Source organism: Lacrimispora indolis DSM 755 (assembly GCF_000526995.1).
Lineage (GTDB): Bacteria > Bacillota > Clostridia > Lachnospirales > Lachnospiraceae > Lacrimispora > Lacrimispora indolis.
This window is the reverse complement of the sequence record NZ_AZUI01000001.1, coordinates 5294453-5314880: the sequence shown is the minus strand read 5'-3', so window position 1 is coordinate 5314880 and position 20428 is coordinate 5294453. Positions and strand designations below refer to the sequence as shown.

Genomic DNA, 20428 nt, shown 5'->3' with positions numbered 1-20428 from the left:
GAAAGCGGGTCGGAGCTTTTTTACTGGAAAAAAGTTCCTGTGAATTAAATAATGAATCAATTGATGGAGGGAAATCAAATGGCAGCAGTTACAGCTGGAATGGTAAAAGAATTAAGAGAAATGACCGGAGCAGGTATGATGGATTGCAAGAAAGCTCTTGCAGAGACAGATGGCAATATGGAAAAGGCAGTGGAGTTCTTAAGAGAAAAAGGACTTGCAGCTGCTTCCAAGAAGGCAGGAAGAATTGCAGCAGAGGGTATCGTCACCACGATCGTGACAGAAGACGGAAAGTCTGCAGCAATTGTAGAAGTAAACAGTGAGACAGACTTTGTTGCAAAGAATGCTCAGTTCCAGGGATATGTTGCAGATGTTGCAGCTCAGGCACTTGCTTCCCAGTCAAAAGACATGGATGCATTCCTTGCAGAGCCTTGGGCAAAGGACAGCTCCTTAACAGTTGCCCAGGTATTGTCCAGCCAGATCGCAGTAATCGGGGAAAACATGAACATCAGAAGATTTGAAAAGATCATTACTGACGGTGTGGTTGTTGATTATATCCACGGCGGCGGAAGAATCGGTGTTTTGATCGAGGCTGATGCAGAAGTTGTGAATGATACTGTAAAGGAAGCTTTAAAGAATATTGCAATGCAGATTGCAGCGTTAACACCAAAGTATGTAAAGAGAGATGAAATTCCTCAGGAATTCATTGATCATGAAACGGAAATCTTAAAGGTACAGGCTAAGAATGAGAACCCGGATAAGCCGGACAACATTCTTGAGAAGATGATTGTGGGCCGTTTAAATAAGGAATTAAAAGAATTCTGTCTGGTAGACCAGGCTTATGTAAAAGACGGAGATTTAACAGTTGGCAAGTACTTGGAGCAGGTTTCCAAGGAAGTCGGCGGCAAGGTAGAAGTGAAAAAGTTCGTACGCTTTGAGACTGGTGAAGGTCTTGAGAAGAAGGAAGAGAACTTTGCAGAAGAAGTTGCAAAGCAGATGCAGTAATCTTGTAACAGGATTCTGGGGGGAATCCCATGGGTATCCATGGGATTTTTCTATTCAATCAATGTCCGTTTACCATTGACAAATGTTTCCATAATAGGCGGACATCACTATACCAAAGGAGTTGAGGAAAGTGGCTAAATATATTTTAAAGCGTATCGCTATGGCGATTGTAACCATCTTTGCTGTTGCAACGGTTACTTTCTTTGTCATGAACATGGTGCCAGGCGGCCCCTTCATGTCTGAGAAGGCCATCAGCCCACAGGCCCAGGCGGCCCTTAATGAAAAGTACGGCCTGGATAAACCGTTAGGTGAACAGTATGTAACCTATATGAAGGATCTGCTTCATGGCAATTTAGGATTGAGTGTAAAACAGCGCGGCCGTACGGTGAATATGATCATTGAAACAAAGTTCCCGGTATCCGCAAGGATCGGCGGGATCGCGATTCTGACCGCTGTTTTAGTCGGAGTTCCCTTAGGCAGTATTGCTGCATTCAAGAGAGGAACCGCTGTTGACAATATTATTATTGTGTTCAGTACATGCGGCATTGCTGTACCAAGCTTTGTAGTCTGTACCATATTAATGTATGTTTTGAGCTTAAAGCTGGGACTCCTTCCCACATTTGGACTGGCATCGTGGAAAAATTACATCATGCCCGTAATTGCTTTGGCATTTTATCCCTCCTCTTATATCGCACGTCTGATGCGTTCATCCATGCTGGATGTTATGGGACAGGATTATATGAGAACAGCCCGCGCCAAGGGGCTTTCCCAGATGGTCAGCATTTTTAAGCATGCGCTTCGTAATGCCATTCTTCCGGTTGTTACATACTTAGGTCCCCTTTTAGCCTATACCGTAACAGGAAGCTTTATTGTTGAGAAAATATTTACGATTCCCGGCCTGGGATCTGAATTCATTGGTTCCATTACAGGACGTGACTATCCTCTCATTATGGGCACTACGATTTTCCTTGCTACTTTAATGGTTGTCATGAATGTTCTGGTAGACGTTGCTTATAAATTCATCGATCCGCGAATTAATCTGAAGTAAGGGAAAGGAGAAAGAAGATGCCAAAGAATAAATTATCAATGCAGCTTAATGTGGAAGACTTTCTCCCGGCAAGCGATGCAGAAAAAGAAAGCCTGACTGTTATGCGCAAAAGCGTTGGATTCTGGAAGGATGGAATAAGACGCCTTAAAAAGAACAAGATTTCAATGATCAGCCTTGCTGTAATCATTATTGTATTTATTTTGTCATTTATTGTGCCGCAGCTCTACCCCTATAGCTATGAGCAGCAGATCAGGGGAAGTGAAAACCTTGCTCCAATGCAGTATTCCCAAAAGGAACTGACTGCCATGGATGCTGGAGAAGATGTATTTCCTCATATTTTAGGAACGGATAACTTAGGCAGGGATTATGCGATCCGTGTTATGATGGGAAGCCGTGTTTCTCTGATGGTCGGTCTGATCGCTTCCTGTATCATTTTACTTATTGGCTCCCTATATGGATCCATTGCAGGTTTCTTCGGCGGATGGGTGGATATGATTATGATGCGTATCGTAGATATGATCTATACTGTGCCGGATATTCTGATTATCGTACTTTTATCTGTTGCTTTTGACCAGCCTTTGAAAGCGTTGTCTCAAAGACCTGGTTTTCAGTGGATCCAGGTCATCGGCGTTAACTTAATCAGTATTTTCGTTGTGTTTGCCCTGCTTTACTGGGTAGGTATGGCACGTATTGTGCGAAGCCAGATCCTGATTTTAAAGGAACAGGAATATGTAACTGCGGCAAGGGCCCTTGGCGCTTCCAGCGGTCATATCATTAAGAAGCACCTGCTTACAAACTGTATCGGTACTCTGATTGTTACGACTACGCTGCAGATTCCTTCTTCTATTTTTACGGAGAGCTTTTTAAGCTTCCTTGGCCTTGGCGTTGCTGCGCCCATGCCTTCTTTGGGAAGCCTTGCAAGCGCTGCGTTAAATGGTCTGCAAAGCTATCCACACCGTTTGTTTGCACCGGCACTTATGATTTCTATCATTATTCTAAGCTTCAACCTGCTGGGCGATGGTCTGCGTGATGCATTCGATCCAAAGCTGAAAGATTAAGGAGGAGAGATTCCATGAACGAATATTTGGTTAATATTGAAAATGAACGTCTTTCCTTCTTTACCCCGGCTGGAGAAGTTAAGGCTCTTAATGATGTATCCCTTCATCTTCGTGAAGGAGAGGTTCTTGGCATTGTAGGTGAGTCCGGTTCCGGTAAGTCTGTAACAGCCTACAGCCTTATGGGACTTACGGCTTATCCTGGACGGCTGATTGGCGGATCTCTTCAGTTTAACGGCCACCAGATTGAGAAGATGACAGAGAAGGAGATGAGAAAGATCCGGGGAAATGAAATTTCTATTATTTTCCAGGATCCCATGACCAGCTTAAATCCGGTTTACACGGTTGGAAACCAGATCACTGAAGTGGTCATGCTTCATACAAATAAAAACAAACAGCAGGCGAATGAAAGAGCAAGGGAACTTCTAACCCTGGTAGGGATCAATGAGCCTGATAAGCGTCTGAAGCAGTATCCTCACGAGCTGTCCGGCGGTATGCGTCAGCGTATCATGATTGCCATTGCTCTTGCGTGTGAGCCAAAGCTTTTGATCGCGGATGAACCGACTACCGCTCTGGATGTAACCATTCAGGCACAGATTCTGGAACTGATGATGGAACTGAAAGAAAAGCTTGGGATGGCGATCATCATGATCACTCATGACCTGGGTGTGGTTGCGAATATGTGCGACCGAATTGCAGTTATGTATGCAGGAAAAGTAGTAGAATACGGCGATACGGATGATATTTTTTATAATCCCAGCCATGAATATACAAAAGGCCTGATCCGAAGCATTCCGAAGCTTACAGAGAAAGAACACAACAAACTGGTTCCCATTGAAGGAAGCCCTGTAGATATGCTCAATCCGCCCGCAGGCTGTCCCTTTGCGCCCAGATGCAGGGCCTGCATGAAGATTTGTCTTCGTGAGATGCCGCCATATACGGACATATCTGATATTCATTACAGTGCCTGCTGGCTGCTTCAGAAACAGGAATATGAACAGGCGCAGAAGGGAGATGCATGATGGAAAATAAAAATCTTGTAGAGGTGAAAAATTTACAGCAGTATTTCCCTGTCGCCGGAAGCAAATTATTTGAGAAAAAGGTAGTAAAGGCAGTAGATAACGTTTCCTTTGGAATCAAAAAAGGTGAAACTCTGGGACTGGTTGGAGAATCCGGCTGCGGAAAGACCACAACAGGCCGTACTCTGCTCCGGCTTTACGAGCCTACCGCAGGAAAGATCTTTTTTGACGGGCAAGATATTACAAAGGTAAATATGCTTCCTTACCGCCGGAAAATGCAGATCGTGTTCCAGGATCCATATGCCAGCCTGGATCCCCGTATGACCGTGGGAGATATTATCGGTGAAGCCATCGACATCCATCACCTTGCTTCCAGCAAAAAGGACCGTCAGGATCAGATTATTTCCGTTCTGTCAACTGTGGGACTTAATTCAGAGCATGCAAACCGTTATCCTCATGAATTCTCCGGCGGACAGCGCCAGCGTGTGGGCATTGCCCGGGCTCTGGCAGTGAATCCTCAGTTCATTGTCTGTGATGAGCCGGTATCAGCTCTGGATGTTTCCATTCAGGCACAGGTTGTCAATATGTTTGAGCAGCTTCAGGAGGAAATGGGCCTTACCTACTTATTTATTGCCCACGACCTTTCGATTGTAAAGCACATTTCCAACCGGATCGGCGTTATGTATTTAGGAAAAATGGTAGAGCTTGCGGACAGCTATGAGCTGACCTTCCACAGCGTGCATCCATATACCAAGAGCCTGATTTCCGCCATTCCCATCGCGGACCCGGAAACCAGCCGCAAGTCCAAGAGAATCGTCTTGGAAGGAGATGTGCCAAGCCCGGTGAATCCACCATCCGGCTGCCGTTTCCGCACCCGTTGTCCTTATGCCGATGAGCTTTGTGCGGCCCAGGAACCGGAGTGGAAAGAGGTTTCTTCCGGTCATTATGCAGCGTGTCACCATTTGGACAAAGTTAATTGATTTCCATTGCCATTTTATAGCTTTTATGTTATGCTAAAAATAAATCGGCACAGTATACAGATGACGTTTTACTGTGCCGACAAATATATTTTATAGGAGGAAATTTATGAAGAAAATGTCACTTATACTGGCTGCTGTCATGGCAACCGGTATGATTCTGTCCGCTTGCGGTGGGAATAATACTGCAGGCACAAAAGCAGGCTCTGACACAACTGCGGCAGCTGGTGGCGAAACTGCAGCCCCTGCGAACGGAACTTCCACGGCGCTTGATCTTGCTGTACAGGTTGGTCCAGATCCTGAAACCATTGATCCGGCATTAAACACCGCTGTAGATGGTGCAAATATTGTTGTTCATGCGTTTGAACCTCTGATGATCGTTGATTCGGAGAACAAGATAGTGGGCGGTCAGGCTGAATCTTTTGATTTATCTGATGATAGCCTTACCTATACCTTCCATCTTCGTGATGGCTTAAAGTGGAGCGATGGCACACCGCTGACAGCCGAAGATTTTGTATATTCATGGAAGAGACTTGCTGATCCTAATACGGGAGCTCCTTATGCAGGAGATATGCTGGGTTATGTAAAAGGCTATGAAGAGGCAGCTGCAGGCAATCCAGATGCTCTGGCTGTTTCCGCTCCTGATGAAAAGACCTTTGTGGTTGAACTGTCAGTTCCCTGTGTATATTTTTCAAAGCTGATCACTCATGCATCCATGGTTCCTGTACAGAAGGCTGCGATTGAGGCAAATGGTGACCAGTGGACCTTAAAGCCGGAGACTTATGTAAGCAATGGTCCTTTAAAGATGATTGAATGGGTGCCAGGTTCCCACATTACCTTTGGTAAGAATGAAAATTACTGGAATGCAAGTAAGGTTACTTTAAATACCTTAAAGTTTGTCCTGATGGAAGATGCCAACGCAGCTTACAGTGCATACCAGGCAGGTGAAGTTTCCTTGATCAAAACTCTTCCTACGGATGAAATTCCAACCCTGAGAGATACCGAGGATTTCCAGATTGGAGCCACCATGGGCACATATTATATAAGCTTCCAGACCCAGAAGGAACCGTTTAACAACCCGGATGTACGTAAGGCACTGAGTCTTGCAATTGACCGTGATTATGTTGCTAATACGGTTATGCAGGGAATTTACGCTCCGTCAACGAATTTCGTTGGCCCTGGTATCTCTGATGCAGAAAGTGGTTCTTCCTTTGAAGAGGTGACCCGTAAGAATAACGGCGGCGATTTCTTTAATATCTCCGATCATGACGCTGATATTGCAAAGGCAAAAGAGCTTCTTGCAAAAGCAGGATATCCGGATGGTCAGGGATTCCCAACTATTGAATACATGACCAATGACCAGCTGTTCCATAAGCCAATAGCTGAGTATTTACAGAGCTGCTGGAAGGAAGCGCTGGGAGTTAATATGGACATTAAGATCGTTGAATGGTCGACCTTTACACCTACCCGTCGTGCAGGTGATTTCCAGATTGCACGTAACGGCTGGTTACTTGACTATGACGACCCCTCCAATATGCTGAACTTATTAATGTCCACCAGCGGTAATAACGATGGTAAGTACAATAACCCGGAAGTTGATAAGAAACTTAATGAAGCAAACTCCACTCCTGATGTTGCAAAGCACTATTCATTGCTGCACGAAGCAGAGAACATGATTTTAGAGGATTCTGCTATCGCTCCGATCGCTTATTACAGCCAGCCATGGTTACAGGATCCCAAGTTAAAAGGTTCATGGTATTCTCCATACGGATACTGGTTCTTCCAGTACGCTACCATGGAATAATAAAGATTGTCTGAATATGAAGAGAACACCCAGGAATTGTTTCCTGGGTGTTTTATTTATACCCGGTCTTTCTTCCCGGCCTGCAAACGGGAGTGGTTTATCAAAAACCATATTGAAACATAATGTTATTTTTAACGAACAAAATGCCGTTGTAAATATGAATGGAACATGCTAGGATTAATTCAAATTTAAGCAAAGGAGAGTCTGGTAATATGAAGAAAAAACCGGTGATAGGAGTTTTGCTGGGGGATTATTCCGGAATTGGAACCGAATTGGTGGTGAAATGCCTGCAGTCGGGGGAATTAAGCAAGGATGCAGTTCCTTTGATTATCGGGCATGAATCCATATTGAAAAGGGAAATGGAGCTTTTACAGGTCAGCTTAGATTATGAAGTGATCAGCAGTGAAACGGATTTAGCAAAAATGGAACAGGAAAACCTGGGGAGAATCACAGTTTATGAATTGCAGGAGGCGGAACTGGGCGGGATTGGATATGGGAAGTTGAATCCTGTTTGCGGTCAGGCAGTTTTTGTTATGATCGCAAAGGCGGTGGAGCTGTACCAAAAGGGAATCATTGACGGGATCTGTTATGCACCCTTTAACAAAGGAGCCATGAAGCTGGTCAGACCGGATGTTGAAAGTGAGCTTCAGCTGTTTCAGGAAGCCATGGAATACACCGGCCTGACCGGGGAGATGAATGTGGTGGAAGGCTTGTGGACTTCCCGGGTGACAAGCCATATTCCTCTGGCCAGGATCGGTCAATATTTAAGCCGCGATAAAATAGAAGAAGCCATTCTGCTGGCAGATCAGACCATGAAGGCGGCCGGCATCGCAGCACCGAGAATTGCAGTATGTGCCTTAAATCCCCATGCCGGTGAAAATGGGCTTTGCGGCAGAGAGGAGATTGATATGATCCAACCGGCCATTGCTGCTGCCGTAGAGAAAAGGGTCTGTGTGTCAGGGCCATTTCCTTCGGATACTATCTTTATCCGGGCCTTCCGAGGGGAATTTGACGGGGTGGTGACCTTATATCATGATCAGGGCCAGATTGCACTGAAATTGAAAGATTTTGCAAATGCCGTTACGGTGGCCGCCGGACTTCCGGCTCCTGTTACCACTCCGGCTCATGGAACTGCTTTTGACATCGCCGGGCAGGGGGCAGCATCTGCCAATGCTTTTCTTAGTGCCTATCGGATCGTTGCCGCTCAGGCTGCCGGGCGGACCTGCCGGGAGCATGTCTGAACTCATTGTGCCAATGTGTTTTCCGGCTCACAAAGTGGAATATACATTTTAACTCAAGCAGTTTTCAGTCACTCCTAATTAACCAGTTCCCTCTTTGAGAATTTCGAAGGGGGAACATTGAATTTTTTTTTGAACATCCTGGAGAAATTCAGGACATCGGAGTAGCCGCAGGCCATGGCGGCATCACCGGTTGTCATTCCCTTGAAGGCAATGAGTTCGGCTGCTTTGCTCAGCCGCAGATCCATCAGATAGGCCTGGGGGGATTTGTCCATATACTTCTTAAACAATGTGCTGAAATAACTTCTGTCCAGATTGATTCGGTCGGCGATCTGGGCGACGGTTAGATCAGGATTTTGATAATTGACCTCTATAAAATTCTTGGCAGCTAAGATATATTCTCTGCTTTTGTTATTTTCCTTGTGCTTCTTTTTATTGATCAGCGCTAAAATCTCAAAAACCTTTGCACAAATAAAATATTCTTTCAGGCTTTCCATGTGCTCGCACTCCATAATTAGACGGAATAGATAGTCGCATTCCGGCGCTGAGATTACATCCTCATCCAGAATGGTTGAAAGATCTAAGCCGGACATAAACCCCACCCAACGATAATGCCAGGGCTGTCCTTTGTCGGCCTGGTAGCTGGTGACTTCAAATGGGCGAATCACGAAGATCTGACCTCTGTCAACCGAATATGTGCCCCGGTCGGTAATAAAGGTTCCTTTGCCGGAGGAAACGTAGTGAAGCAGGTAATATTCACGCATCTTAGGTCCGTACATATAGCCTGGCTCACAGTATTGTTCTCCGCAGGTAAGGGGATTAATATCCGTCAGCTGCTGATTGATGATCATGATGTCTTTTCGGCCTGTCTCGTGCTCGTAGTTGCCGGGGGCGCAGGGATCGAAGACTGTCTGTTTTATGGTATCCATATATTGCTGTTCAGAAATTTCATAATTGTTCTTCATCGTTAAACCACCCTTTATCATTTTTATAATTCCAAAATTATAACATATAAAACAAACAAAACACAATATGTATTTTTTAAATTATATGTTATCATGTATGAAAAGATATACAAACAAAAAAGATGAAAAACAAAAAAAGATGTTAATATGCATAAAAAATAAAATGATTTTCATCTGTATTAGTCATAATTATGATTTTGTTTTTTGAATTGTGATATTTTTATCAATAGGAAGGATTGGTGGAGGATTTTTAGAAAAATAAAAAAGTCTGTTTGTTTGGAAATGAAAAAACAACATAATGCAAAAAAAGGATGGTGGGATTATTGGCGAAAAGAGCAGCGACAGATGTAACTTTAAAAAAACGTCCGTTTTGGCAAAATATAAAAATAGTGCCTTACCTTTACATTTTGCCCAATATGATTTTATTCATGGCGTTTATGATCATTCCCCTTATTATGACCGGGTATTACAGTCTGGTCAAGTGGAAGGGGCTTGGAAATCCGAAGTTTGTAGGTTTGGATAATTTTAAGAAAATATTGACTGATCAGATATTTTTAACCTCATTACAAAATACGGTTAAATTCTCCGTCATAACGGTTCCGCTGTTGATGACTCTGGCTCTGGGATTAGCGGTGCTGTTAAACAGAAAGATGGCGGTCCGGGGATTTTTTCGAAGTGCATTGTATATTCCGTCTATTATATCCATGGTAGCGGCAGGTATGATTTTTATATGGATTTTTAATCCGCAGCTGGGACTGATTAACTATCTGTTGGAATCAGCAGGGCTTACCAGGATCGACTGGCTCAATGACCCGCGTTTTGCGATGATCATGATTGTGGCAGGTACGTTGTGGAGCAGGGTCGGATACAATATGGTGATCTATCTGGCCGGGCTTCAGGGAATATCCTCGGATTATTTTGAGGCGGCCACCATTGACGGTGCCTCTGGCTGGCAGAAGTTCTTGTACATCACATTTCCCCTGCTTCAATCCACTCACGTATTTATACTGATTACCTGTATTATTTATTCGTTTAAGACCTTTGATCTGATTTATATCATGACCAAGGGAGGCCCCCTCAACGCTACCAAAACCCTGGTAGTGTATATCTATGAGACGGCATTCCTTAAAAATAATTATGGGCCGGCATCGGCGTCAGGAGTAATCTTGTTTGTGATTTTGTTCCTGTTTACATTGTTCCGCTATAAATTCCAAAAGGAGGAAAGCTGATGGTCAAGAAAAGAATAACTGCCCTGGATGTGTTCACCTATATCGCAATTATCTGCATCACCATTATTTTTCTCTTTCCGTTTTATTGGATGTTTGTGACGGCGGTTAAGCCGGTGGAGGAAATATTTGCCTATCCGCCCACCCTGTGGCCCAGCCGGTTTGAGTTTGGTAATTTTGCTAAATCCTTTCGGGAAAACAACTTTCTGGTGTATTTTAAGAATAGTACCATTGTAACTGTCTCAGCCACCACGATAACTGTTTTTATTAACCTTCTGGCAGGATTTGCATTCGCTAAATATAAGTTTAAGGGTAAGGAACTGTGTTTCCTGATCATCTTAAGCACACTGATGATTCCGGTGCAGGTGACCATGATCCCTAACTTTATAATCCTGTCAAAATTTAAGATGGTCAATACTTATGCGGGACTGATTCTGCCGCCATGTGCGGAAGCTTTTGGACTGTTCTTGTCAAGACAGTTTATGTCAGAAATTCCGGATGAACTGATTGAAGCAGCCAGAATAGACGGCGCAACCGAGTTTCAGATTTTTACAAAGGTCATTTTACCCAACACAAAGTCTTTGATCAGTGTTCTGGTGATCTTTACAGTTATGTGGCGCTGGAATGATTTTCAATGGCCTTTGATCGTATTGTCAAAAAGCAGCATGTATACGGTTCAGATAGGGCTGCAATTACTCAATGGGGCACAGTTTGTCAATTGGAACATGCTGATGAGTGCCGCATTGATCACTACGATACCGGTGCTGATTGTGTTTTTGATATTTCAGAAGCAATTTGTACAGGGTATCGCATCATCGGGTATCAAGGGATAGTGAAATATAATCTTAATAAACAGGAGGAGCAGAATGAAATCAAAAACAGGAAAGATGTTAGCAGCAGTTCTTATGATGTCAGCCATTGTGTTGTCATCAGGGTGTTCGGGAAAAAGCACACCGCCGCCGGCCGCAGCCGGCCAGACCGAAGCAAATACCCAGGAGACAGGAGCACCGGCTCAGGCCGAAGCAGCAAATGAAGAAGAATTAAAAGCAGAAGATGGTGCGGTGATCAAGTTCGCTTATTGGGAAGGCTCTCCATCGGATACAGCAGCCTGGAAAGCAGTTCTTGACCGGTTCCGGAAAGATCATCCGGAGATAGAGCTGGTTGCGGAAGCTTATCCATCCAAAACCTTCCGGGATCAGCTGGATACCATGATCGCCGGCAATGAATGGCCGGATGTAATGCGGTATACCTATCAGAGATTAGGTAAATTTAAAGAAGCGGATGTGATGCTTGATCTGACCGGGAAAATTTCACAAGAAACTTTAGATGATTTGATTCCGGCTTATAAAGAAGCTCTTACTTATAACGGAAAGCTGGTTGGTTTGCCCCATCATACCGATACCATTGCGATCTTCTACAATAAGAAAATGTTTGAGGAAGCGGGAATCCGGATTCCAAAGAATACCACTGATGGCTGGAGTTTGGAAGAATTGACTGAGATTTCCAGAAAGCTGAAAGCAGAATATGATCTGGATACGGCATTTTCGGGAATCTGGGAGAATGGTAATGGTTACCGGTTCCTTCCCCTCCTTTACATGAACGGCGGTAAAATCTTAAGTGATGACGGAACTGAAATTGCTGTCAATTCTCCGGAGACTCTGGAGGTCTTAACCATGCTGGGCGATTGGACGAAAGAAGGACTGATGCCTAAGGCGAGCTTTCTGCAGGATGCCCAGACCAACATGATGTTCTCGGCACAAAAAACTGCATTCGTATTTGCCGGAAGCTGGCATACTACCTTTATGGATGAAAACTTCAAAGACGGCTGGGCTGTTACATACATGCCGCAGGTCAATGGGAAAACAACTTCTGATCTTGGCGGAAACGGATTATTTGCTTATAAAGAAACCAAATACCCCAATGCCTGTGCCATCTTTATCGACTATATCGCCAGAAAAGACAATATGAAGCTTTTCTGCGAAGAAGGCAATTTTATTCCTGTTTCCCAGAGTCTGATTGCAGAAGGGCTTGAATTTAAGAATTTTCCTGAGGAAATGAAGGTTTTCTTAGAGATAGCAGCAACCGTAGATCCTAAGATGGCTCAGGATGAGACCTCCAGCAGGTTCCAGCAATTAAACGTAATCTGGTGCGAGCAGACCGAAGCGCTGATTGTAAACGGTTCCGTAAGCCCTGAAGATACCATGAAAAACCTGGAAGAAAAAATGCAAGAGGCTTTAGACGAATAAGGCGAAGGGAGCACAAAGCAATGAAAATCACATTTTTGGGCGCAGGCAGTTCTGTGTTTGTAAGAAACGTCCTGGGTGATTGCATTTTAACACCTGAAATAAACGATGCCACATTTGCACTGTATGATATTGACCAAAGCAGAGTGGAAGAGAGTTACCGGATGATGGTAAATATCAATGCCAATTCAAACAACAGCCGTGCTGTATTTAAAAAATACGTCGGTCTGGATGAATTGCCAGAGGCTTTAAAAGATGCCGACTTTGTCATCAATGCCATTCAGGTCGGCGGATATGATCCTTGCACCATCTGGGATTTTGAGATACCTAAAAAATATGGTCTGCGCCAAACCATAGGAGATACCATGGGGGTCGCAGGTGTATTCAGGGCTCTCAGAACAATACCTGTCATGGAGATATTTGCAGAGCAGATGAACCGCTGCTGCCCCAATGCTCAGCTTTTGAATTACACCAATCCAATGGGAATCCTGACTGGCTATATGCTGCGGCATACGGATGTTAAAACAGTAGGGCTGTGCCATAGTGTTCAAAAATGTACAAGAGAATTGCTGACAGGGCTCGGTCTGAAAGATGACACAGATATTCAGTCAAAAATTGCCGGTATTAACCATATGGCCTGGCTGCTGGAGATATCAAAGAACGGAAAGGATCTGTATCCTGATCTAAAAAAGCTGTACCGGGAGAAGGGCTGTGTGGATACGGATAAGGTGCGATTTGAGATCATGGATAAATTCGGCTACTATGTAACGGAATCCAGCGAGCATAATGCGGAGTATATGCCCTATTTCATCAAGGCAGCCTATCCTGAATTGATTGATTATTACAATGTTCCCCTGGATGAGTATCCACGGAGGTGTGTGAGAAATATCAAACGTTGGGAAGACATCAAGGCGGAGCTGACTGAGAATTCCAGATTGACCCACGAAAAGTCCATTGAATACGCAGCCTATATCATACAGTCATTTGCAACCAATCAGCCATATAAGTTTGGAGGCAATGTAATCAATAATGGAATGATCTCCAATCTTCCCATGGAGGCTTGTGTAGAAATTCCCTGCATTTCTGATTCCACCGGTATCACCCCGACCTATATCGGAGCATTGCCGGAGCAGTGTGCGGCTCTCAACCGGACCAACTTAAATGTACAGCTGCTGACCATCGAGGCAGCCAGAACCCGGAGTAAAGAAGCGGTCTATCATGCCGCTATGCTGGACCCTCACACAGCGGCAGAGCTGCCTCTTGATAAGATTATCAAACTTTGTGACGAGCTGTTTGATGCACATAAGGACTGGATGCCGGTTTATCATTAAATATGAAGTGCAAGGCAAATATCATCTGAATGTTAAGAGAACATCCGGGAATTATTCCCGGGTGTTTTGTCTTTGGCCGGCCTTTGTTCCCTGCATGCAAACTTCCTCTTTCCAACCATCCGAAAGTATGCTATAATCTCCTAAGACAATACAAAAGTACAGGAGAGTTAAAGGCTATGAATCCAAGACGAGTATTATTAAAACTCAGTGGCGAAGCTCTTGCCGGTGACAATAAGACAGGCTTTGACGAAGCTACTGTTAAGGAAGTTGCACGGCAGGTTAAAATATCCGTAGAGGCAGGTGTCCAAGTGGGCGTTGTCATTGGCGGAGGTAACTTCTGGAGAGGCAGAACCAGCGATGCCATTGACCGCCCAAAAGCGGATCAGATCGGCATGCTTGCAACCATAATGAACTGCATTTATGTTTCCGAGATATTCCGCAATGCCGGGATGAACACTCATATTCTGACTCCCTTTGAATGCGGTTCCATGACAGAGCTTTTTTCCAAGGACAGGGCTAACGGGTATTTTGACCAGGGTGAGGTGGTATTTTTTGCAGGAGGAACAGGACATCCTTATTTTTCAACGGATACGGGCGTTGCGCTTCGGGCTATTGAGATGAATGCGGGCTGCATTCTGCTGGCAAAATCCATTGACGGAGTTTATGACAGCGATCCCAAGATAAATCCCGATGCTATTAAATACGATACGATTTCCATTCAGGAGGTCATTGATAAACAGCTTGGTGTCATTGATTTAACAGCTTCCATCATGTGCATGGAAAATAAAATGCCCCTTGCGGTATTCAGTTTAAATGAAAAAGATGGCATTGCCAACGCAATGCAAGGAAAAATAAACGGTACCATAGTGACCGCATAACCAGGAGGACGATATGCAGGAGAGTTTACAGGTTTACGAAGACAAGATGAACAAGACATTAAAGGCGCTGGAGAACGAGTTTATGACGATCCGCGCAGGACGTGCCAATCCACATGTACTGGATAAAATAAGAGTGGATTATTATGGAACCCCCACTCCTATCCAGCAGGTAGGCAATGTTTCCATTCCGGAAGCCCGTATGATCGTAATTCAGCCGTGGGAGAGAAACTTGCTGAAGGCAATTGAAAAGGCAATTCTCACTTCCGAGCTGGGGATCAATCCAACCAATGACGGCAATGTGATCCGCCTTGTATTTCCGGAGCTTACAGAGGAACGCAGAAAAGAACTGGTAAAGGATGTTAAGAAAAAGGGAGAGGCTGCTAAGATCGCCATCCGCAACATCCGCCGTGATGCCAATGACGCCTTCAAAAAACAGTTAAAGGCAGAAGAAATTTCAGAGGATGAGCAGGCAGAGGCTGAAGACAAGATCCAGAAACTGACAGACAAGATGGTTGACAAAGTAGAAAAAGCAGTTGAGGAAAAGTCAAAAGATCTTCTTACTGTATAAAAATCTTGAACAGGGGGGCAGGCATTTTGCCTGTCCTGTTTTGTGTTTTTAAAGGAGCGGCATTGTATGGATAAAATGAACGAGAATATGGTGATTCCCGAGCATGTGGCCATTATATTGGATGGCAATGGCAGATGGGCAAAAAAACGGGGACTTCCAAGGAGCATGGGCCATAAGGAAGGCTGCGTAGTCGTGGAGAAGACGGTAGAGGATGCAGCCAGGCTGGGAATCAAATATCTGACCGTTTATGGTTTTTCGACAGAAAACTGGAAGCGCACTTCCGATGAAGTGGGCGCCTTGATGCAGCTGTTCCGTTATTATATGGTCAGGCTTTTAAAGATTGCCAAAGCCAATAACGTGCGTGTGAAGATGATCGGGGACCGGAACCGGTTTGATCAGGATATTATAGAGGGGATCGGCAGACTGGTGGAGCAGACAAAGGACAATACCGGTTTAACCTTTGTTATTGCGGTCAACTACGGAGGACGTGATGAGATCATACGGGCGACCAGGAATATCATGAAGGATTCGGCCGGGGGTAAGCTTTTGCCTGAGGATATGACCGAAGAGGTTTTTGCCTCTTATTTGGATACGGAGGGAATTCCGGATCCGGACCTTCTTATACGCACCAGCGGTGAGTTGCGGCTTTCCAACTATCTGCTGTGGCAGCTGGCCTATACGGAGCTTTATGTTACGGACTGCTATTGGCCTGATTTTAATATGGATGAAATGAAAAAGGCAATTGCAGCGTACAATAGTAGGGAACGAAGATTTGGGGGAGTGAAGTGATTCGGAGGGAGGAAGCGCGATGTTTACAACCAGACTGATAAGCGGAGTCATTCTCGTTTTAATTGCTCTTTTTACAGTTGGAAGCGGGGGAATTCTGCTTTTTGTTACAACCATTTCCATTTCCATGATTGGTTTGTTTGAGTTGTATCGTGTGATGAAGATACAGAAAAACCCATTGGGGTATATGGGGTATATAACGGCCCTGTCCTATTATGGGCTGCTTTGGTTTCGTGGAGAGCAGTTTATGATGCTCATGTCCATTGCATTTTTGATGATCCTCATGAGTATTTATGTATTTACCTTTCCAAGATATCAGATGGAAGAGGTGACAGTGGCCTTTTTTGGGGTATTCTATGTAGCTGTCATGCTGTCCTATCTTTATCAGGTCCGCACCATGGCAGATGGAAAATACCTGGTGTGGCTGGTGTTTTTAAGCTCATGGGGGTGTGATACCTGTGCTTATTGTGTGGGAATGCTTATAGGAAAACACAGGCTGGCTCCTGTACTCAGTCCCAAAAAATCCATAGAAGGTGCAGTGGGCGGAGTGGCTGGCGCAGCGCTTTTAGGATTCCTTTACGCATCAGTTTTTGGAGGGGCCATGCTGGAGATACGCGATCCACAGGTTGCCTGCGGACTGGCCTGCGCCATTGGGGCGGTGATCTCCCAGATCGGAGATCTGGCTGCATCTGCAATCAAGCGCAACCATCAGGTAAAGGATTATGGAAAACTGATTCCGGGTCACGGGGGAATTTTGGACCGCTTTGACAGCATGCTCTTTACGGCTCCTGCCATTTATTTTGCGGTGACATTTTTGCGTTAAAAGGATATTTTTGGAAAAGAAAAGGAGTAAGCAGCATAAGATGAGGAAAATAGCAATCCTGGGTTCAACAGGATCCATTGGTAAACAAACTCTGGAGGTAGCTGAAAATCAAAGGGACATAGAAGTAACTGCCCTGGCTGCAGGCAGCAATATTAGCCTGCTGGAGGAGCAGATCAGAAAGTTTCAACCAAAAGTTGTATGTGTGTGGAGGGAAGATAAGGCCAGGGAGCTGGCGGTTTCGGTAAAGGATTTACCGGTCCGCATTGTTTCCGGAATGGAAGGGCTAATGGAAGCGGCCTCGGAAACCGATGCGGAAATCGTGGTCACTGCCATTGTTGGAATGATAGGAATACGTCCGACCATTGCTGCCATTGAAGCTGGAAAAGACATTGCCCTTGCCAACAAGGAAACCCTTGTGACTGCCGGACATATCATTATGCCCCTGGCAAAGGAACGGGGAGTGAAGATCCTTCCCGTGGACAGTGAACACAGCGCCATCTTTCAGTGCTTAAACGGAGAAGATAAAAAGGCAGTACATAAGATTCTTTTAACGGCTTCCGGCGGCCCTTTCCGGGGAAAGACCAGAAAAGACCTGGAAACTGTGCAGGTGGAAGATGCCTTAAAACATCCTAACTGGACTATGGGAAGGAAAATTACCATTGATTCTTCCACCATGGTCAACAAGGGCCTTGAAGTGATGGAGGCCAAGTGGCTTTTTGGTGTGGAAATGGACCAGATTCAGGTGGTGGTCCAGCCTAAGAGCGTGATCCATTCCATGGTGGAGTTTGAAGACGGAGCCGTCATGGCCCAGCTTGGAACGCCGGATATGAAGCTTCCGATCCAGTATGCACTTTACTATCCGGAGAGGAGATTCCTTCCCGGCGAACGTTTGGATTTCTGGACCATTGGTCAAATTACTTTTGAAAAACCAGATATGGTAAATTTTCCCGGATTAAGATTGGCTTATCTTGCCGGCAGAGAAGGCGGAACTCTTCCAACAGTTTTCAATGCTGCCAATGAACGGGCAGTTGCCAAATTTTTAGATAGAGAAATTTCATATCCAGCTATAACTGATATGATAGAGGGGGCTATGAACGGGCATACTGTAAAGGAGAATCCGACAGTAGAGGAAATTCTTGAAGCAGAAGCTGCAGCTTATGAATATATAGAAAGCAGGTGGTAAATTGTCCAGTGTTATCGTAGCGGTTCTGGTTTTTGGACTGATCGTATTAATTCATGAATTAGGGCATTTTTTATTCGCAAAAATGAACGGGATTGCGGTGGTTGAATTTTCAATCGGCATGGGGCCAAGACTGATCCGATTTAAAAAGGGAGAAACAACTTATTCCATTAAGGTGCTGCCCTTAGGCGGTTCCTGTATGATGCTGGGAGAAGACGAGGAAAACCCGGATGAACGGGCCTTCCAGAACAAATCCATTCCCGCCCGGATGTCGGTCATTGCGGCAGGTCCCATATTTAATTTTATTTTAGCCTTTATCCTGGCAGTTCTCCTGGTGGGAATGAACGGATACGATACTACCTATATAAAGGAAGTAACGGAAAACTCTCCTGCCTATGACGCGGGAATCCGTCCCGGAGATAAGCTTCTTAAGATCAATGGGGAGAATGTGTCCATGTACCGGGATTACATTCTTTATAAGCTGTTAAGACCAGAGGAGAAGATGAGCATGGTGGAATTTTCCAGGGTTGACCCAGCCACCGGCAGTGCGAAAGTCCAATCTACTTCCGTTACTCCTCAGTATTCCAAGGAAAGCGGAAAATATTTAATCGGTATTACCATTGCTCCTGAAAATAAAAAGGCAGCTTCTTTTGGTGAACTGGTTAAATACGGATATATGGAAATGGAATACGATGTGAAGCTGACTGTAAAAAGTCTTGGCATGCTCTTTACCGGTAAGGCAAGCGTCAATGATTTAAGCGGTCCTGTAGGCATTGTGGTTATGATCGATGATTCTGTTAAGGCAGGACTTACGGTCAGCATCGTAGCTGCGCTTATGAATGTGATCAGCATGTGTATTCTCTTAAGTGCAAACCTTGGCGTTATGAATCTTCTTCCAATTCCGGCCCTTGACGGAGGGCGGCTTTTGTTTCTGATCATTGAAGCGATCAGAGGCAAGCGCATGGATCCGGAGAAGGAAGGCCTGGTAAATATGATCAGCATGGCGGCTCTCATGGCTCTTATGATTTTTGTGGTGTTTAACGATATCAGCAGGTTTACGTAACCAAACCGTATTTATGCGGGCAATTAGCCGGACCGGCATGCCCGCATGTATACATGGCGCTGCCGTAATAACCGGATGGAACTCGTTTGACGGGGTGCTTCCGGTTTTAAGGCATGCACAGGATTTGCAGTATGGAAAGGCGTGCACAGAATGGAGGAACCAATGAGCAGAGAACGAACAAGAGTAATCCGGATCGGAGACCGGGTGATCGGCGGAGGAAATCCGGTCCTGATCCAGTCCATGTGCAATACAAAAACACAGGATGTGGAAGCAACCGTGAGTCAGATCAAAGCTCTGACAGAGGCCGGCTGCGATATCATCCGGGTTGCTGTGCCGGATATGGAGGCTGCTGAAGCCTTAAAACAGATAAAAAAGCAGATTTCTATCCCTCTGGTAGCTGATATTCACTTTGATTACCGGCTGGCCATTGCCTCCATAGAATCAGGAGCAGATAAGATCCGGATCAATCCCGGGAATATCGGTTCAGCCGACCGGGTCCGGGCAGTGGTGGAAAAGGCCAGAGAATATGATATCCCCATCCGGGTGGGTGTAAACAGCGGCTCCCTTGAGAAGAATCTCATTGAAAAGTATGGAGGGGTTACTGCGGAAGGAATTGTGGAAAGTGCTTTACATAAGGTTCGTATGATTGAAGAACTGGGGTATGAAAATCTCGTTATCAGCATTAAATCTTCTGATGTGCTCATGTGCGTCAAAGCTCATGAGCTGATTGCGGGACAGTCGGATTATCCCCTTCATGTTGGAATAACAGAGGCAGGTACTTATGTTTCCGGGACAGTAAAATCCTCCGTTGGTCTGGGAATCATTCTTTACGAAGGAATCGGAGATACTATCCGCGTTTCCCTGACCGGAGATCCGGTAGAAGAAGTAAAGACCGCAAAACTGATTTTAAAGGCACTGGGCTTAAGAAAAGGCGGTGTTGAGGTGGTATCCTGCCCGACCTGCGGAAGGACCAGGATCGATCTTATCTCCCTGGCAAATCAGGTGGAAGAAATGGTTTCAGGCTTTGACCATCTGGACATTAAGGTGGCTGTCATGGGCTGCGTGGTAAACGGGCCGGGAGAGGCCAGAGAAGCGGATCTTGGAATTGCGGGAGGAATCGGTGAGGGTCTTTTGATGAAAAAGGGAGAGATCATCCGCAAGGTTCCGGAAGATCAGCTCCTGGGTGCCCTGAAGGAAGAGCTAATGAAAATGCAATAGGTGA

19 protein-coding genes are annotated in these 20428 nt (G+C 45.1%); 18 read left to right on the top strand and 1 reads right to left on the bottom strand.

The features are described from left to right. Positions 1-78 precede the first annotated feature (78 nt). The 7 genes from tsf (at position 79) to K401_RS0125885 (ending at position 8146) form a co-directional block, all read left to right on the top strand. Positions 79-1002: a translation elongation factor Ts gene (gene tsf, locus K401_RS0125915; RefSeq protein WP_024295675.1), complete on the top strand. Its 924-nt coding sequence runs from the start codon at positions 79-81 to the stop codon at positions 1000-1002. 130 nt (positions 1003-1132) lie between these two features. Beyond that, positions 1133-2050: an ABC transporter permease gene (locus K401_RS0125910; protein WP_024295674.1), complete on the top strand. Its 918-nt coding sequence runs from the start codon at positions 1133-1135 to the stop codon at positions 2048-2050. Positions 2051-2067: 17 nt separating this feature from the next. Continuing rightward, positions 2068-3108 (top strand): ABC transporter permease, encoded by a 1041-nt coding sequence (locus tag K401_RS0125905; RefSeq protein ID WP_024295673.1) that lies wholly within the window; start codon positions 2068-2070, stop codon positions 3106-3108. Between the two features lie 14 nt (positions 3109-3122). After that, positions 3123-4127, top strand: a complete 1005-nt coding sequence (locus K401_RS0125900) for an ABC transporter ATP-binding protein (protein ID WP_024295672.1) — start codon at positions 3123-3125, stop codon at positions 4125-4127. Continuing rightward, positions 4127-5104 (top strand): ABC transporter ATP-binding protein, encoded by a 978-nt coding sequence (locus K401_RS0125895; protein WP_334291476.1) that lies wholly within the window; start codon positions 4127-4129, stop codon positions 5102-5104. Before K401_RS0125900 ends, K401_RS0125895 begins: the two co-directional genes overlap by 1 nt. A 106-nt stretch (positions 5105-5210) precedes the next feature. Continuing rightward, a complete protein-coding gene (locus K401_RS0125890) occupies positions 5211-6905 on the top strand; it encodes a peptide ABC transporter substrate-binding protein (RefSeq protein ID WP_024295670.1) in 1695 nt (564 codons plus the stop codon). 212 nt (positions 6906-7117) lie between these two features. Further along, the gene (locus K401_RS0125885) at positions 7118-8146 is read left to right on the top strand and encodes a 4-hydroxythreonine-4-phosphate dehydrogenase PdxA (RefSeq protein WP_024295669.1); all 1029 of its coding nucleotides are present in this window, start codon (positions 7118-7120) and stop codon (positions 8144-8146) included. 74 nt (positions 8147-8220) lie between these two features. Here the strand turns inward: K401_RS0125885 and K401_RS0125880 are convergent, their stop codons facing one another. Further along, positions 8221-9108, bottom strand: coding sequence for an AraC family transcriptional regulator (locus K401_RS0125880; protein WP_024295668.1), 888 nt, complete (start codon positions 9106-9108; stop codon positions 8221-8223). 323 nt (positions 9109-9431) lie between these two features. On the opposite strand from K401_RS0125880, the gene K401_RS0125870 reads away from it, so the two are divergent. The 11 genes from K401_RS0125870 (at position 9432) to ispG (ending at position 20424) form a co-directional block, all read left to right on the top strand. Further along, positions 9432-10337, top strand: coding sequence for a carbohydrate ABC transporter permease (locus tag K401_RS0125870; RefSeq protein WP_024295667.1), 906 nt, complete (start codon positions 9432-9434; stop codon positions 10335-10337). Further along, complete coding sequence (locus tag K401_RS0125865) at positions 10337-11167, top strand: carbohydrate ABC transporter permease (protein WP_024295666.1); 831 nt, start codon at positions 10337-10339, stop codon at positions 11165-11167. Before K401_RS0125870 ends, K401_RS0125865 begins: the two co-directional genes overlap by 1 nt. A gap of 33 nt (positions 11168-11200) precedes the next feature. Beyond that, positions 11201-12580, top strand: a complete 1380-nt coding sequence (locus K401_RS0125860) for an ABC transporter substrate-binding protein (RefSeq protein ID WP_024295665.1) — start codon at positions 11201-11203, stop codon at positions 12578-12580. A gap of 20 nt (positions 12581-12600) precedes the next feature. After that, entirely contained in the window at positions 12601-13908 is a 1308-nt protein-coding gene (locus K401_RS0125855) for an alpha-glucosidase/alpha-galactosidase (protein WP_024295664.1), read from the top strand. 176 nt (positions 13909-14084) lie between these two features. Further along, on the top strand, positions 14085-14786 hold the full coding sequence (gene pyrH / locus K401_RS0125850; RefSeq protein ID WP_024295663.1) for a UMP kinase: 702 nt from the start codon (positions 14085-14087) through the stop codon (positions 14784-14786). Positions 14787-14799: 13 nt separating this feature from the next. Beyond that, positions 14800-15354, top strand: a complete 555-nt coding sequence (frr, locus tag K401_RS0125845; RefSeq protein WP_024295662.1) for a ribosome recycling factor — start codon at positions 14800-14802, stop codon at positions 15352-15354. A 66-nt stretch (positions 15355-15420) separates the two neighbouring features. Continuing rightward, positions 15421-16143: an undecaprenyl pyrophosphate synthase gene (gene uppS, locus K401_RS0125840; protein ID WP_024295661.1), complete on the top strand. Its 723-nt coding sequence runs from the start codon at positions 15421-15423 to the stop codon at positions 16141-16143. A 19-nt stretch (positions 16144-16162) separates the two neighbouring features. After that, complete coding sequence (locus K401_RS0125835; RefSeq protein ID WP_024295660.1) at positions 16163-16963, top strand: phosphatidate cytidylyltransferase; 801 nt, start codon at positions 16163-16165, stop codon at positions 16961-16963. A 40-nt stretch (positions 16964-17003) separates the two neighbouring features. Then, positions 17004-18146, top strand: a complete 1143-nt coding sequence (locus tag K401_RS0125830; protein WP_024295659.1) for a 1-deoxy-D-xylulose-5-phosphate reductoisomerase — start codon at positions 17004-17006, stop codon at positions 18144-18146. A 1-nt stretch (position 18147) separates the two neighbouring features. Next, positions 18148-19206: an RIP metalloprotease RseP gene (rseP, locus tag K401_RS0125825; RefSeq protein ID WP_024295658.1), complete on the top strand. Its 1059-nt coding sequence runs from the start codon at positions 18148-18150 to the stop codon at positions 19204-19206. A gap of 150 nt (positions 19207-19356) precedes the next feature. Then, positions 19357-20424 carry a flavodoxin-dependent (E)-4-hydroxy-3-methylbut-2-enyl-diphosphate synthase gene (gene ispG, locus K401_RS0125820; protein WP_278246378.1) on the top strand — a complete coding sequence of 356 codons (1068 nt, stop codon included), beginning with the start codon at positions 19357-19359 and terminating at the stop codon, positions 20422-20424. Positions 20425-20428 lie beyond the last annotated feature (4 nt).